Genomic DNA, 15,159 nt, shown 5'->3' on the forward strand with positions numbered 1-15,159 from the left:
GCGTTCGAAGTCTGATTGAATCGGGGAATCAAGAGTGCTCGCCGTCACAAATATCCCACGGCGGCGCGCCCAATCCATCGAACAGAAGGTTCACCAGATGGCACTGAACAAGAAGGCTCTGCACGGCGTTATCGCGCTGGCGGGCATCTCCGCACTCGCCTTAACGGCATGCACCGGGCCCTCCGGTGGCGGCTCCTCCTCAGCCCCGGCTGCCTCGGGCCCCGTCGCCTACGGCACCACGGACAAAGTCACATCACTGGACCCGGCCGGGTCATACGACAACGGTTCATTCATGGTGATGAACCAGATCTATTCGTTCCTGTTGAACTCCAAGCCAGGCGGAGCCGAGCCGGTACCGGACCTCGCGGAATCGTCGTCGTTCACGGCCCCCTCCGAGTACACGGTCAAGCTCAAGTCAGGCCTGAAATGGGCCAACGGCCACACCTTGGATTCGAAGGACGTCAAGTTCTCGTTTGACCGCCAGACAGCAATCAACGACCCCGCCGGACCAGCATCGTTGCTGACCAATATCGAGAGTGTTTCTGCTCCGGATGCCACCACGGTGGTGTTCAAGCTGAAGAACGCCAACGACCAGACGTTCAGCCAGATTCTCAGCAGTCCTGCCGCGCCGATCGTCGACGATGAAGTCTTCCCGGCAGACAAGGTCCTTTCGGACGACGAGATCATCAAGGCCAATGCCTTCTACGGTCAGTACACCATCGACAGCTACAAGAAGAACGAGCTCGTCAGCTTCAAGGCCTTTGCTGACTACAAGGGCGTGCTGGGGAAGCCTGCGAATGACGCGGCCACCATCAAGTACTACGCCAGCCCTACCAACCTGAAGCTGGACATCCAACAGGGCAACATCGATGTAGCATTCCGCAGCCTGAGTGCAACGGACGTCGATGACCTCAGGAAGGACTCCAAGGTCAAGGTGTTGACGGGGCCCGGTGGCGAGATCCGCTACATCACCTTCAACTTCGACACCATGCCGTTCGGCACCAAAGCAACTGGTGCAGACCCGGCCAAGGCGCTGGCAGTCCGCCAGGCTGTTGCAAACCTCGTGGACCGGCAGGCCATTGCCGACCAGGTCTACAAGGGCACCTACCTGCCCCTGTTCTCCAACGTTCCCAGTGGCTTCCTCGGAGCCAATGAGTCCTTCAAGGATGCCTACGGAGACGACGGCAAGCCGAGCGCGGACAAGGCCAAGAAGGTGCTGACCGATGCCGGAATCACCGAGCCCGTCGCCCTGAACCTGCAGTACAACCCGGACCACTACGGTGGATCCTCCGGCGACGAATACGCCATGGTCAAGGAACAGCTGGAGAAGTCGGGACTGTTCAAGGTCAACCTGCAGTCCACCGAATGGGTCACTTACAGCAAGGCAAGCCGTGCTGACGAGTACCCGTTGTTCCAGTTCGGGTGGTTCCCCGACTTCAGCGATGCCGATAACTACCTGACGCCCTTCTTCCCGGACGGCGGCTTCCTGAAGAACCACTACAACAACCCGGCCGTGAACGAACTCATCGGCAAGCAGCTCACCGAAGCGGACAAGACCAAGCGCGAAGCGGACATCAAGGACGTCCAGAATGCCTTGGCCAAGGACATCTCCACCCTGCCGCTCCTCCAGGGCGCCCAGGTGGCGGTAGCTGGAAGCAGTGTGAACGGCGTCGAAATGACGCTCGATCCTTCCTTCAAGTTCCGTCTCGGAACTATTTCCAAGTAACCAGACCCGGGGGAGGCGGGACACTGATCATGTGTCCCGCCTCCTTTGCTGACCACCTTCGTGGCAGGCACGCATGACACAATCCCGCGCAACCCACGGGCAGGAAATGCAGGTATCAATGACAACACTTATAGAAGTACCCGAGGCTGAGCCCGGAATCGTGGCTCCCAAGAGCAAGTCCAGGCCCGGTGGAGGCCTTGGAAGGTACATCGTGATCAGGTTCTTCCTGATCATCCCCACCGTTTTCATCCTTGTGACGCTGGTCTTCTTCCTGATGAGGGTCATCGGAGACCCCATCACCGCAGCCCAAGGCGGCCGCCTTCCCCCGGATGTGCTGGCCCAGCGAATACACGACGCCGGCTACGACCGGCCAGTCCTGGTGCAGTACTTCGAATACCTTGGACAACTCCTCACCGGAAACTTCGGCACCACGATTACTGACCGCCGTCCCGTTGTGGAGGTGCTGACCACCTTTGGCGCGGCCACACTCGAGCTTTCCATCAACGCACTGATCGTGGCGCTCGCAGTCGGAATCCCGTTCGGACTCATCGCTGCCCAGCACCGAGACAGGACTCCGGACGCACTGCTGAGGTTCTTCGCGATCCTCTGCTACGCCACTCCCGTCTTCTTCTCCGGCCTGCTCCTCAAACTGACCTTTTCCGTATGGCTAGGCTGGTTCCCCGTAGCTGGTCGGGCCTCTACCCGCACGGAACTGACCATGAGCAGCCTGGCGGCTCCTACAGGCATCTACTGGCTGGATGCGCTGCGCAGTGGCAACTGGGCAGCGTTCGCTGACGTTGTTTCCCATGCAGTTCTTCCAGCCGTAGCCCTTGGCCTGCTCACGGCCGGTGTCTTCCTGCGCCTGGTCCGCACCAATGTCATCGGCACACTGGGCAAGGACTACGTCGAGGCCGGACGGTCCAGGGGCGTCAGCGAGTTCCGGTTGGTGACCAAACACGCCTACAAGCCGGCGCTCATTCCCATCATCACGGTCATGGGCTTGCAGATCGCATTGATGCTCGGCGGTGCCATCCTGACCGAAACCACGTTCGAATGGAAAGGGCTCGGCTACCAGCTGGTTCAGTATCTGAATGCCCGTGACTTCGTGGCAGTGCAGGGCATTGTGGTCCTGCTGGCGATCATCGTGGCTGTCACCAACTTCATCGTGGACATCGTCGCCGCGCTCATCGACCCGCGAGTGAGGTACTGACCATGAGCACTCCTTCATTGACCCGCCCCAAGCAGCCTCTTCTCTCACGCCTGCCCGTGGTGTCACACCTCAGGAAGAGCGTCGGCCTCCAGCGGGGCATGCTCGTCGTGGGCGTGGTCCTCAGCGGGCTGTTCATCCTCACCAGCATCTTCGCTCCACTTCTGGCGCCGTACGGCTACTCCCAGCTCAGTGATGCGTCCGGATCGTTTCCAACGCAAGAACCACCTAGTGCGAAGCACCTGCTGGGGACCACCGTTGGCGGCTACGACGTCCTGTCCCGTGTCCTGTGGGGTTCCCAAACAGCCGTGACTGTCATCGTCGTGTCCGTCGCGATGTCGCTCTTCCTTGGTGTGGCCCTTGGTCTGCTCAGCGGCTACTTTGGTGGTTGGCTGGACCGGATCCTGGTAGTGGTGGCGGACGCCATCTACGCGTTTCCCACGCTGCTTCTCGCGATCGTCATTTCGATTGTGATCAGCCGTGGCCAGTCCAGTTTCTGGGGCGGCATCTTCTCGTGCGCGTTCTCCATCACCGTGGTTTTCGTCCCCCAGTATTTCCGCGTGATACGCGCTGAGACCATCCGACTCAAGGCCGAACCCTTCGTTGAGTCGGCCCAAGTGCTCGGGGCATCCAGCATGCGCATCATCGGACGGCACATCTTCAAGAATGCAACGAGGACGTTGCCGCTGATGTTCACCCTCAACGCCTCCGAGGCGATCCTGACGCTGGCGGGCCTGGGCTTCCTCGGGTTCGGCATCGAACCGACGTCAGCTGCAGAATGGGGCTTCGACCTCAACAAAGCGTTGGCCGATACCTCCTCCGGTATCTGGTGGACCGGTGTGTTCCCTGGCATTGCCATCGTCCTCACGGTCCTGGGCCTGACGCTGGTGGGAGAGAGCATCAACGACCTCAACGATCCCCGGATCCGCGGCCGTAAACGCGCAGGCACCACAGCGAAGGCCCCCGCAACACCGGCTGGACCGTCAACATCTTCAGAGGCAGGCAAGCCATGACCACGAACCTCGGAAAAAGATCCGACCCGGCAGGCTCCGACCAGCCCGTACTTGCCATTGACCGGCTCCAGGTCACCTTCGCCACCGACGGAGGGGATGTCCACGCCGTCAAGGACGTCAGCCTGGATGTCAGGGCTGGCGAAGTGGTGGCCATTGTGGGCGAGTCCGGTTCCGGCAAAACAGTAACGGCCAAGACAATTCTGGGCCTTCTCCCCGAGACAGCCATCAGTTCCGGCGCAGTGGTGATCAACGGCAACAACATCATCAGTGTCAGCAAGTCCACCCTGCGGAAGATCCGTGGCCGGGACGTCGCCATGGTCTTCCAGGAACCTTCAACCGCCCTGAACCCTGTCTACACCGTGGGCTGGCAGATCGCTGAAGGAATCCGGGCACATGCAACGGACGGTCATCGCGTCTCCGCCAAGGAGGCCAAGGAACGGGCTACGGAGGCTCTCCGCAAGGTGGGCATCCCCGAGCCGGAAACACGGGTCAACTATTATCCGCACCAGTTCTCGGGCGGCCAGAAGCAGCGCGTGGTGATCGCAGCTGCTCTCGCTTTGAACCCCGGGTTGATAGTGGCCGATGAGCCAACCACAGCCCTGGATGTCACCGTTCAGGCCGAAATCCTGCAACTACTAAGGGACCTGCGCGACAACTACGGCACCTCAATTGTGCTCATTACCCACAACATGGGCGTCGTTGCGGACCTGGCAGACCGCGTTGTGGTCATGTACCAGGGCGATGTTGTGGAGGAAGCAGCTTCGAGGGTCCTCTTTGCTGATCCGCAGCAGGAATACACCAGGAAGCTCCTGGCCGCCGTGCCGCACCTTGGCCGTAATTCGGCCTCGGAGGGTGCCCGCGGCCGTCTCCACCAGGACGGCAAGGTACTGGTGGAGGCAAAGAACCTCACCATCGAATACCCGGGCAGGTTTGGCAGGCACGGATTCAAAGCCGTGGACAACGTCAGTTTCACCATCTCGGAGAATGAGGTTTTCGGACTGGTAGGCGAGTCGGGCTCTGGAAAATCCACCATCGGACGGGCCATCGCGGGCCTGAACCGGACCACCGGCGGCAGCTTGAAAGTCCTGGGGTACGAGATGCTGGACTTCAAGGAGCGTTCCTTCCGTCCTCTCCGGAAGGAGATCGGCTTCGTCTTCCAGGACCCGGCCGCGTCCTTCAACCCGCACCTGACCATCGGTGAATGCGTTGCCGAACCGCTGATCATCCACACGAAGCCCACCGCGGCTGAGGCGAGGAAAAGAGTAGGTGAGCTGCTCGAATCAGTCCAGTTGCCGGCGTCGTACGCCGAACGCTATCCGCATGAATTATCCGGCGGCCAGCGGCAGCGGGCATCGCTTGCCCGGTCGTTGGCGCTCAATCCACGGCTGCTGATCGCCGACGAACCGACCTCCGCCTTGGATGTTTCCGTGCAGGCCAAGGTCCTTGACCTGTTCAAGGAAATCCAGGAGCAGTTCGGCTTCGCGGCGCTCTTCATCAGCCATGACCTCGCAGTGGTGGACATGTTGTCGCACTGGGTTGGCGTGCTGTACAAAGGCCAACTGGTGGAGCAGGGGATCGGGAACCACGTGATGGGCTCGCCGCAGCACGATTACACCAAGCGGTTGATTGCCTCGCTTCCGGTGCCGGACCCAGACGAACAAGCACGACGACGGGAAGCCCACCGCGCGCTGCTGGGCGGCTAGACACAGAGGCGGCCGGAAGGCTCAGGCTGCACGCGACGAAGGCCCGTTCCCCCTCGAGGGGGAACGGGCCTTCTCATTGATCGGAACCGCGGGCTTTACTCTGAGACGATTCCGATGTTGAACATTTTTCCTTGTGGCTGCTGCATGAAAATCCGGAGCCATAGCGGCAGCCACATTTCCAACGCGCGGGCGGCATCCAGTCCGCCAAGGTCCCGGATATGCCCAGGAACCCAGCCAAATTCCTGCAATAGCCCGGACACCGTGGACTTGGCTGCCTGATCGTTGCCGGCCATAAAGATGTCGTGGTCGCCCGCGAGACGGCCGGGATCGACCATGACCGGCGCGCTGACGGTGTTCAGTGACTTCACCACACGGACCTGCGGGTACGTCCGTTGGATGGTCTCTGCAATGCTGTCTGTGTTGCAAACTGTCAGTGACGGCGGGAAGCCGTGGGAGAAATCCAACGGGTTGGAAACGTCCAGCAGGATTTTGCCGCGCAGATTCGCCTCTCCCGCCTCCGCGAGGGCAGCCAGGCTGACCGTGCCCGGAGTTGCGTTGACTATCAGCTCGGATCGGCCCGCCGCATCGCTGAAGGATCCCGCCGCGGCCAATGGGCCAGCTTGCCGTGCCCACTCCTCGCCCTTGGGGTTGCCGGATTCGCGCGATCCCATGGTGACCTCATGCCCGAGTGAGACGAGTTTACCGGCGAGGGTGTGCCCCACCATTCCGGTGCCCAGAACAGCGATTTTCATGGAAGCTCCTTTGCTGGCTCTGCAGTGATGGTGTCATTCTGCTCCGATTCCTGAGCCACGGACACTGTTTGTCGAGCTGCCGTACGGGCCGCCTCCTCTGGTCTGGTCTCCGCAGGTAACACCCGCGGAGGTACCGGCCGGCACCCTAGACTGGGATGCATGACCGAGCAGAACAATGCCCTCCCCGAAGACGCCGACTCCTTCAATCCGGCAGCGAGTTCCCTGGCCGGCCATGTGGACCGCGCCATCATGGATGAGCTGTTGTCCATCCGGTCCAGTATCGACAACATCGACGCAACGCTTGTTTTCCTGCTGGCTGAGCGATTCAAGGCCACCCAGAAGGTAGGAATCCTCAAGGCCACGCACAAGCTTCCGGCTGGCGATCCAGGCAGGGAAGCTGCCCAGATTGCCCGGCTGCGCCACCTCGCCGAGGATGCCCATCTCGACCCCGCCTTCGCCGAGAAATTCTTGAACTTCATCATCAGCGAAGTGATCCGACACCACGAGGCCATTGCCGAGGACCACCAGATTTCCAGCCAACAGGCTTGATCCATGCCGCCACTGAATGACCTGCGTGCCAGTGCCACCGCACTGGGGCCGTGGCCCGGCGGGGACCCTGCCGAGGCGGCCCGGATCATCCGGGGCGAGTTCGGCGACCCCCATGTTCCGTTTCTGCCCGAGCTCCCGGATCGCGGAGTGGGATCCGATGCTGTGGGACGGACCGGCTCCTTGCTGGTGGAGATGGCCATCGACGTCCAGCCACACGGCTGGCGTCTGGTCGACAGGCCCGGAAAGGATGCGCAGCGGGCCCGCTCGGCACTCGCAACGGACATCAACGTTCTGGCCGATGTGGCCGGCGCCGAAGACGTTTCCGCAACGGAAATCAAAATCCAACTGCTGGGTCCGATGAGCCTGGCAGCCGGACTCTACCTTCACAACGGCGAACGGGCGCTCCTGGACTATGGTGCTCGCCGGGACATAGCCGAGTCCCTGGCCGCCGGGGTTGCTGACCACCTGAAGCGTGTCTCTGCCGCTGTTCCGGGCGCCGGACTCGTGGTGCAGGTGGACGAGCCGGAAATTGCCGCAGTCATGGCCGGGACCATCCCGACGGCGAGCGGCTACCGGACCCTGCGCTCCATCTCGGGCGAAGAGGTCACCGGAGCATGGCGGTTGGTGATCGATGCGCTCAAGGCCGCGGGCGCCGTCGAAACCGTGGTGTCGGTGCCGGAGATCGAAGCACCCATCGATCGCATACTGGCTGCAGGTGCGGACGGCGTAGCAGTGCCGCTGAAGGCCCTGACCACCCGCCAATGGGAGCAACTCGCTGGCGCAGTTGAAGGCGGGAAACGCCTCTGGGCAGGGGCTCTTTCCACCGACAACGCCCATGCCCGGCTCGCACGGGCCGCGGATGTGGTGGAAAGCATTTGGAAACCTTGGCGCCAGCTTGGCCTGCCGGCGTCGGACCTGGCCGGAATCCGCGTCACCCCATCGACGGGCCTGGAGTACTTCACGCCTTCAGGGGCCAAGGACGTACTCACCCGGCTGACGCAAGTGGCCGACGGACTGGACCAGCTGGCGCAAGGCTAGAGGCGCTTTTCCCACCGGTCCGGTTCGGCATAACGGGGGAGCGTCGTGCCGGGGGCAGCACCGGGCAAGTAGGGCACAAGCCGGTAGTCGAATCGTCCTGCATAGACCAGCACCACGCCGACCTGCGGTTGGATGACCTTGACTTGGATCCGGTGCTTGCCCTCGGCCTCGTCCCACCACTGCTCGGCATAGGCGCGTGCGTCCAAGGCTGCGGGCAACGGGATCCGGACGGGTCCCAAGAGCAGGCGGCTCGCCCGGGAAATGCCACGAAGTCGGCCTTCGGCCGTGACGCTGACTTCCAGGTCGGTGACCAGGCGGCGGTAGCGACCTACATGGTCCACCAGACGGGTGGTCGCGTGCGCACTCCCGTCTTCCGGGGACGGGAGCAGCGCGCTGGTTGTGTCATGGAACAGCCTTGTTCCAGCGGGGAAGTAGATTTCCCGCCGCGCCGTCAATGCTGGACGGCCGAACGGATCCACGTGGGCGTGATTCTCAATGCGGAACGGGATGCCCTCGCCATAGTCCGGGAAGAAGGCCTCTTCTTTTCCGGTGAGGGCGAGCAAAGGGCGCAGCCATTTCTGCCGGCAACCCACCACGTCAAAGATCCCTTCGCCTACTCCGTACGAGCCGGAGCCGGCGGCCAGCGAAAAGTACTCCTGGACTTCTGGTGCCAGATTGGCGAAGTCATCTCCGAGGGCGAGCTGGTAAATCGGGGCGTTCATGGCCGATCCTTCCTAAAGCCGTCCGGCAGCTTTGAGCCGGATGTACGTATCAGCAAGCATGGGAGGAACGTCGAGCGGCTCTGCGTCCACCACTTCAGCTCCGAGATTCCGTAATTGGACCGTGACCGCGGCGCGTTCCAAGAGCGCCCGTTCGGCCGCAGCTGCGCGAAATACCTGGCTTGCCGTTGACCGTTCTTCCTTCATGGCCGACAACAGGGGATCGCGGACCGAGGCAACAATCACCACGTGGTGGCGCGACAACTGCGCCACAGTGGGGAGGAGCCCTTCTTCGGGGGCACCGCCGTCGAGCGCAGTCAGTAAGACGACCAGCGAGCGGTGCGCCGAAACGGCACGCACCTGCGCCGGAACCTGCTGCCAATCCAACTCGATGAGTTCCGATTCCAACGGGGCCATCGCCTGGACCAGCTGACCGAGCAGATTGCCTTTCGACGCCGACTCGACCCGCGCCCGGAGCCGTCGGTCATAGGCAAGGAAGTCAACGCGATCACCGCCGCGTTCAGCCAGCACGGCCAGCAACAGCGCTGCTTCCATCCCGGTGTCGAGCCGTGGCTCGTCCTCGATCCTGGCCGCAGCCGTCCGCGAGGTATCCAGGACAATCACCACACGCCGGTCACGTTCAGGGCGCCATGTCCGCACCACAACGGACGTCCGGCGGGCAGTTGCGCGCCAGTCGATGGAGCGGACGTCATCACCTCGGACGTAGTCCCGGAGCGAGTCGAATTCGGTGCCGGCCCCGCGGATCTGCACGGCCGCCCGGCCATCCAGTTCGCGGAGCTTCCGCAGTTTGGAGGGCAGGTGGCGCTTCGAATGAAACGGCGGCAGAACCCGAAGACTGCCGTGCAATGCGAGGGTTCGTTGTCGTGCCGCCATTCCCAACGGACCAAATGACCGGACCGTGACGTGCGGGCTTTCGAGGTCGCCGCGACGCCGGGGGAGCAGCGTCACGGTCATGCGGCGGCGCTCTCCCGGTGGAACAAGGAGTGTTTGTGCTGGGTTGGCGGCACCGGCCGAGGGCTGCCATGCGTCGCGGATCTCAGCCCTGAGAGTGCGCCCGGTGCTGTTGGTTACCGTGAGCACGGAATCCACGCTGCCTTCCAGCGTTACGTTCCCGGGTTGCTGGCGGTCAAGAACCAGTCGTGCCGGTGACGCAGCCACGACGAGGTCCAGGACCAGGACCAGGAGCAGCCCGGTGACGATAACCAGGATTGTGCTCCACACGGGGAAGAGCACAATCGGCACCAGCGCCGCAAACGCCAGCAGCACGAAACGTCCCGTGATGGCCATTCAAGCCACCGTTGCCGGGCTCAACCGAAACATCACCGCGGCACCGGGACCGATGCCAAAATGCTGCCCAGGACATCGTCCACGTGAATTCCGTCCATTTGCGCCTCCGGCCGCAGGCCCACACGATGCCGAAGGCAAGGCAGCGACAACGCCTTGACATCGTCCGGAGTCACGAAGGACCGGCCAGTCAGCCAGGCCCATGCTTTCGAGGTGTTGAGCAGGGCAGTGGCACCGCGGGGCGACACTCCAAGTTGGAAGGAGGGTGCGGCCCGCGTCGCACGGACAATGTCAACAATGTAGGCAAGGATCTCGGGCGCCACAGCCACCTGCGCTACGGCCGCGCGGGCGTTGGAAAGCTCGACGGCGCCAGCTACCGGCCGTACGCCGGCTGCGGCCAGGTTTCGTGGATCAAAGCCGGCAGCATGGCGCCGGATAACCTCGATTTCCTCGGACCTTCCCGGTAGCGGCATTGTGAGTTTGAGCAGGAATCGGTCAAGTTGGGCCTCTGGAAGGGGATAAGTCCCTTCGTACTCCACCGGGTTTTGCGTGGCCGCCACTATGAAGGGATCGGGAAGCGGGCGGGACACACCATCCACTGAGACCTGGCGTTCCTCCATCGCTTCCAGGAGTGAGGCCTGCGTCTTCGGAGGCGTCCGGTTGATCTCATCCGCGAGCAGAATGTTGGTAAATACCGGACCCTCCCTGAAGGTGAACTCGGAGGAATGGGAGTCATAGACCAAGGAGCCTGTGACGTCACCGGGCATGAGGTCCGGAGTGAACTGAACTCGTTTGGTGTCCAGGCTCAGCGCTGTGGACAAGGCCCGCACCAGGAGCGTCTTGGCCACACCGGGGACCCCTTCCAGCAGGACGTGCCCGCCGCAGAGAAGGGCAATGAGCATGCCTGTCACGGTAGGGTCCTGGCCGACAACTGCCTTACCCACTTCGCCCCGGACATCCAACAGCGCTTGCCGTGCTGGATCCACGGCAGCGGGCCCGATGACTTGCGGTACGCCCTCTTCTGTACGGCTTGCCTGTGGCGTCGCGCCGCCCGTGTATTGGCTGTTGCTGTCTGTGTAACTGTTCGGCTGGCTGCTCATCGGGCTGTCGCCTCCTGTTCGATTCGTTCGATCTGTTGTGCCCACTGCACCAGTTGTCCTTCTGTCTCGGGTGTGAAGTCGATCAGGGCGGCCCTCAGCTCCGGAGCCGGCCTGGCCAGGCGGTGGGCTGTCGCGTCCACGAGTGCTTCAACCGTCGCGTCAGTTCCAAGATTGAAGTGGCGGGCAAGGCGGCCAAGCGTTCCGGCCCGGAGGTTGTCAGCCGCACGCCCAACGGCCCGCGAATCCTGGTAGAGGCGTGCCCGGCCTTCTGCCGTTTCTGCGGCCTTGACCACCACGGGGAGCGGCTCGAACACCAACGGCCCCATGCGCCGCCCGCGCCACGCGATAGACAGCAGCGCGATGACGGCCAGCCACGGGCCAACGAAGGCCAGCCACTTGGGAGCAAGTTCGTTCAGCGTGGGAATGGAACCGTCCGCGGCAATATCTGAGACCCCCGGGATATACCAGACGAGGTCTGAAGTACTACCCAGTGTTCGGAGCGCGAGGGCGGCGTTGCCCTCCGCCGTCAGGTGTTCGTTGTCCATCAGTTCGGAACTCCCGAGGACGATCACCTGTCCGTCTGCTGACGCGGCGTACAACCCTGGTCCGCCGCTGCGGGCTGCGTAACAGACCACGGGACCGGAATAGATGGTTCCCTGTGCCGCCACGGGGCCAGCTGCCTTGGCATCGGCCTGGTTGCAAGCGGGGTCAAGGATGCCGGTTGCACCAGGTACAACCCCGCCAGGACGGAGGTCACCATCCAGCCCGCTGACTGTTCTGAGCCTCGGGGCTACAACTACCACCCGTCCTGCCGCCTCGCTGAGACTCTGAAGTTGGGACCTATCCAGGAATCCCCGGGGGTCATAGAGCAGGACAGTGGTTTCTCCCTTGCCCGACAAAGCGCCCAAAGTGTCATTCATGGTGTCGGTGGATGTGATGGAAACTCCTTGGCGCCCCAGGATTTCGGCGAGGGCCATGGCGCCATCCGGGGATGGATTTCGGGCGGACATGGGCCGCGCGTCATCGGGGCCGGAGAAGCGGTCTGCGGCCAAATAGGTCACCAAACCGGCCAGTACCGCAGCGATCGCAATCCAGAGGAGGTGTCGCCGGAACCAGGCAACGAGTCCCCGGCCGCCGCGTTCTTCACGGGCCTCGTGGCCGGGAACGCTGGTTCGCTGGATCGTGGGGTGTGTCATCGGGGCACCCGGAATCCTTCGTGGGTCTGCCCCGCATAGTCCGGCGCCATGGCCTGGAGGTCGGAATCGAGTTGTCGGGTTGCCTCAAATTCAGCTTTGGATGCGGCCTGGTCGCCGTAGCGGACGGCGTCGAAGAGATGGGCGACCCTGTCCAGAAGCACTTGGGCGCCGCCAAACACGCGTCCCAACTCCTCGGCGGCCTCGTCTGCGGTCCTGCCGGCACGGGCGTCGATCACGTCGCGCTCCTCGGCGGAGCGCACAATTGCTCGGAACTGTTCGACGACGGCGGCCGCCCAGTCGCCGTCGTCGGCTGCAACTGCTGCCCGCTTCCTGTAGCCGTCAGCGTCCACCCTGCTGTCATCTCCGTAGATGTCCGCAGCGCTTGTTTTTCGACGCACATTCAGCCGGGGCCGGACCACCACGATGGCCACGACGATCAGTATTACCGCCAAGGCGATGATCAGAGGAACACCAAAGGTGTTGCCGGGACCAGTCCCGTCGCCCTCAAGGGACGTCAGCCAATCCAAGAAGTCGCGCCACATCTGATCCAGCCAGCTGGGCCGGGCATCAGGATACTGCGGCTTGGAGAGTTCCTCGGTTGCCCATCTCCGTGCTTCCTCACGGTCCGGTGTTACAGGCGGTTCGAGGGGCGCCCAGAGGATGAACGGGCGGAGCGGGGCTCCGCTCATGCCGAGGGCCGCGTTCCGGGGGGAGCAGACGGGAATTGCCCTCCTGCCGGGGGCCACGCGTTGTTCGCGGGAAGCGTCGACGGACCTCCGGGTATTCCGTCCGGATCAGCGCCGGTTTCCATCAGCCGCAGCAATTCCACGTCCAGTCCATCACGACGCATTCGCAGATCCATGTAGAGCAGGGCAGAGACGGACGTCTGGAAAGCGAACGTCACCGACCCCACCAGAGCCGCTATCGCTGTAGAGATAACGGTCGTCAGAATCAGGGTGGACGAAACTGAGTCCGGGTCCGGATGTGGCGTGACAACAGCTTCGATAGCCCCTGCAGCCAACGACACGGGGATCTGGACGATCTGGGCAATGATCCCCACCATGATGGTGACCACGAGCGTGATCCCGAAGATGCGCCACCAGTTGTTCTTGGTCAGCTGCCAGGACCGCAGCAATCCGTCGTAAACTCCGGTGCGTTCCACCACTATGGCAGCGGGCGCCAGCATCAGCTTCAGGCCGATCCAGACAAACAGCACCACTGCACCGAGACCCAAGGGCATGACAATGAGGAAGGCGCCCGGTCCCATGCCCGTAAACAGCAGGATCGCTATGCCGATCAGTGCCGCTGCCGAGAGTAATCCACACAGTGTCAGTAACGCAGCGACGCCGAGGAGGGGCCAAATCCGTCGGCCCGCAAGCTTCCACATCAGCTTGAAGCCGGTGCGCCGGTTAAGAACCGAACGCGAAACAGGCACCACCATGACCCCTTGGAGCACGGCTCCGAGGAATCCGAGCAAAACGGACACGCCCAGCGCGCTTGCCATGATGGCGACGAATGGGCCCATGAACTCGGCGAAGTCAGCTTCCGAATTGATGGATTCGACGGACATGGACAGCTGGAGCATTCCAACTGAAGCGATGCCAATGAGCACTGCCCCGGTGGCTTGGACTATCAGGGCGGAACCAAACATGGCGGCGGCATTGCGGCGGATCGTCTGGAATGAGCCGTCGAGGATCTCCCCGAATTGCAACGGGCGCAGTGGAATGACACCAGGCTTGGGAGGGGCGACATAAAACGGCTGTCCATAGGGAGGCCATCCCGGTGCAGCGTGGTTTGGCTGGTTTTGGGCACCATATTGGGGGGCTGCCCACGCAGGAGGACCACCCCATTGCGGCTGGTTTCCCCACCCCGGCTGGCCGCCCGGCGATGGATTTTGGCCGTGTTCTGGCTGTGACACGATTTCCTCCCCATAAGACCCGGCCCGCCGACATCCGACGTCCCCCTACGGACCTTCGCCCCCAGCCTATAGTCCCGCCGTCGCCACTCATAGCCCGCCGTCCAGGTAGCCGGCTTAGGCTTTCCGCCCGGCGGGTGCAGTACGGTGGAAGAGCCCTTGGGGCGCAATGCCGTGTGCCGTGCCCAACGGGACAAAGACTTGGTGATAAGGGAATATATAACTATGAAGGCACGCATTCTGGTAGTAGACGACGACGAAGCACTCGCCGAGATGATTGGCATTGTCCTGCGCAACGATGGCTTCGAGCCGGTGTTCTGCGCCGATGGCGGTCAGGCTCTCGAGGTGTTCCGTTCGTCCAAGCCGGACCTGGTGCTGTTGGATCTCATGCTGCCTGGCTCGGATGGCATTGAAGTCTGCCGGCAGATCCGCGGCGAATCGGACGTTCCCATCGTCATGCTCACTGCCAAGTCGGATACTTCCGATGTGGTCCGTGGACTGGAATCGGGTGCCGACGACTACGTACCCAAGCCCTTTAAGCCTGCTGAACTCGTGGCACGCGTCCGCGCTCGGCTGCGGCCGGGCGAGCAGAAGGCCCCCGAGACTCTGCGAATCGCGGATGTGACCATTGATGTGGCCGGCCACCTCGTGACACGTGGAGGGGAACGCATCTCCCTGACCCCGCTTGAATTCGACCTCCTCGTGGCACTGGCCCGCAAGCCATGGCAGGTCTTCACCCGCGAACTGCTCCTCGAACAGGTCTGGGGATACCGACATGCCGCCGATACGCGGCTGGTCAATGTCCACGTTCAGCGTTTGCGGTCCAAGATTGAGCGCGATCCTGAAGCGCCCGAGGTCGTTTTGACGGTGCGTGGTGTCGGATATAAAGCAGGTTCCTGAGTCTCCAGTCGGCAAAGCCGGCACAGCGGACGGGGA

General features: G+C 62.7%; 14 protein-coding genes. 7 read left to right on the forward strand and 7 right to left on the reverse strand.

The annotated features are described in order from the left end of the window. The first annotated feature begins 97 nt into the window (after positions 1-97). The 4 genes from ACFRJ9_RS18165 (at position 98) to ACFRJ9_RS18180 (ending at position 5,649) form a co-directional block, all read left to right on the forward strand. A complete protein-coding gene (locus tag ACFRJ9_RS18165; RefSeq protein ID WP_377670765.1) occupies positions 98-1,726 on the forward strand; it encodes an ABC transporter substrate-binding protein in 1,629 nt (542 codons plus the stop codon). 118 nt (positions 1,727-1,844) lie between these two features. Beyond that, the gene (locus ACFRJ9_RS18170; RefSeq protein WP_377670767.1) at positions 1,845-2,936 is read left to right on the forward strand and encodes an ABC transporter permease; all 1,092 of its coding nucleotides are present in this window, start codon (positions 1,845-1,847) and stop codon (positions 2,934-2,936) included. A 2-nt stretch (positions 2,937-2,938) separates the two neighbouring features. Continuing rightward, a complete protein-coding gene (locus ACFRJ9_RS18175) occupies positions 2,939-3,946 on the forward strand; it encodes an ABC transporter permease (RefSeq protein ID WP_377670770.1) in 1,008 nt (335 codons plus the stop codon). After that, a complete protein-coding gene (locus tag ACFRJ9_RS18180; protein ID WP_377670772.1) occupies positions 3,943-5,649 on the forward strand; it encodes an ABC transporter ATP-binding protein in 1,707 nt (568 codons plus the stop codon). Before ACFRJ9_RS18175 ends, ACFRJ9_RS18180 begins: the two co-directional genes overlap by 4 nt. Before the next feature lie 95 nt (positions 5,650-5,744). Here the strand turns inward: ACFRJ9_RS18180 and ACFRJ9_RS18185 are convergent, their stop codons facing one another. After that, positions 5,745-6,401: an NADPH-dependent F420 reductase gene (locus ACFRJ9_RS18185; RefSeq protein WP_377670774.1), complete on the reverse strand. Its 657-nt coding sequence runs from the start codon at positions 6,399-6,401 to the stop codon at positions 5,745-5,747. A 159-nt stretch (positions 6,402-6,560) separates the two neighbouring features. Here ACFRJ9_RS18185 and ACFRJ9_RS18190 point away from each other — a divergent pair, with 159 nt between their 5' ends. Next, positions 6,561-6,950, forward strand: a complete 390-nt coding sequence (locus ACFRJ9_RS18190) for a chorismate mutase (RefSeq protein WP_377670777.1) — start codon at positions 6,561-6,563, stop codon at positions 6,948-6,950. A 3-nt stretch (positions 6,951-6,953) separates the two neighbouring features. Then, complete coding sequence (locus tag ACFRJ9_RS18195; protein WP_377670779.1) at positions 6,954-7,988, forward strand: hypothetical protein; 1,035 nt, start codon at positions 6,954-6,956, stop codon at positions 7,986-7,988. Here the strand turns inward: ACFRJ9_RS18195 and ACFRJ9_RS18200 are convergent. From ACFRJ9_RS18200 to ACFRJ9_RS18225, 6 genes are read right to left on the reverse strand one after another with little or no spacing between them, the layout of a single operon-like run. After that, a complete protein-coding gene (locus ACFRJ9_RS18200) occupies positions 7,985-8,710 on the reverse strand; it encodes a DUF4166 domain-containing protein (RefSeq protein WP_377670782.1) in 726 nt (241 codons plus the stop codon). The genes ACFRJ9_RS18195 and ACFRJ9_RS18200 overlap by 4 nt on opposite strands. A gap of 12 nt (positions 8,711-8,722) precedes the next feature. Next, entirely contained in the window at positions 8,723-10,015 is a 1,293-nt protein-coding gene (locus ACFRJ9_RS18205; RefSeq protein ID WP_377670784.1) for a DUF58 domain-containing protein, read from the reverse strand. A gap of 32 nt (positions 10,016-10,047) precedes the next feature. Beyond that, on the reverse strand, positions 10,048-11,112 hold the full coding sequence (locus tag ACFRJ9_RS18210) for an AAA family ATPase (RefSeq protein WP_377670785.1): 1,065 nt from the start codon (positions 11,110-11,112) through the stop codon (positions 10,048-10,050). Next, the gene (locus tag ACFRJ9_RS18215) at positions 11,109-12,308 is read right to left on the reverse strand and encodes a DUF4350 domain-containing protein (RefSeq protein ID WP_377670787.1); all 1,200 of its coding nucleotides are present in this window, start codon (positions 12,306-12,308) and stop codon (positions 11,109-11,111) included. The genes ACFRJ9_RS18210 and ACFRJ9_RS18215 overlap by 4 nt, the downstream gene beginning before the upstream one ends. After that, the gene (locus ACFRJ9_RS18220; protein WP_377670790.1) at positions 12,305-12,997 is read right to left on the reverse strand and encodes a DUF4129 domain-containing protein; all 693 of its coding nucleotides are present in this window, start codon (positions 12,995-12,997) and stop codon (positions 12,305-12,307) included. The genes ACFRJ9_RS18215 and ACFRJ9_RS18220 overlap by 4 nt, the downstream gene beginning before the upstream one ends. Next, entirely contained in the window at positions 12,994-14,019 is a 1,026-nt protein-coding gene (locus ACFRJ9_RS18225) for a glycerophosphoryl diester phosphodiesterase membrane domain-containing protein (RefSeq protein WP_377670792.1), read from the reverse strand. Before ACFRJ9_RS18225 ends, ACFRJ9_RS18220 begins: the two co-directional genes overlap by 4 nt. A gap of 429 nt (positions 14,020-14,448) precedes the next feature. Here ACFRJ9_RS18225 and mtrA point away from each other — a divergent pair, with 429 nt between their 5' ends. After that, positions 14,449-15,123, forward strand: coding sequence for an MtrAB system response regulator MtrA (mtrA, locus tag ACFRJ9_RS18230; RefSeq protein ID WP_144649950.1), 675 nt, complete (start codon positions 14,449-14,451; stop codon positions 15,121-15,123). Positions 15,124-15,159: the final 36 nt, after the last annotated feature.

This window comes from Paenarthrobacter sp. NPDC056912 (genome assembly GCF_042786555.1).
GTDB lineage: Bacteria > Actinomycetota > Actinomycetes > Actinomycetales > Micrococcaceae > Arthrobacter.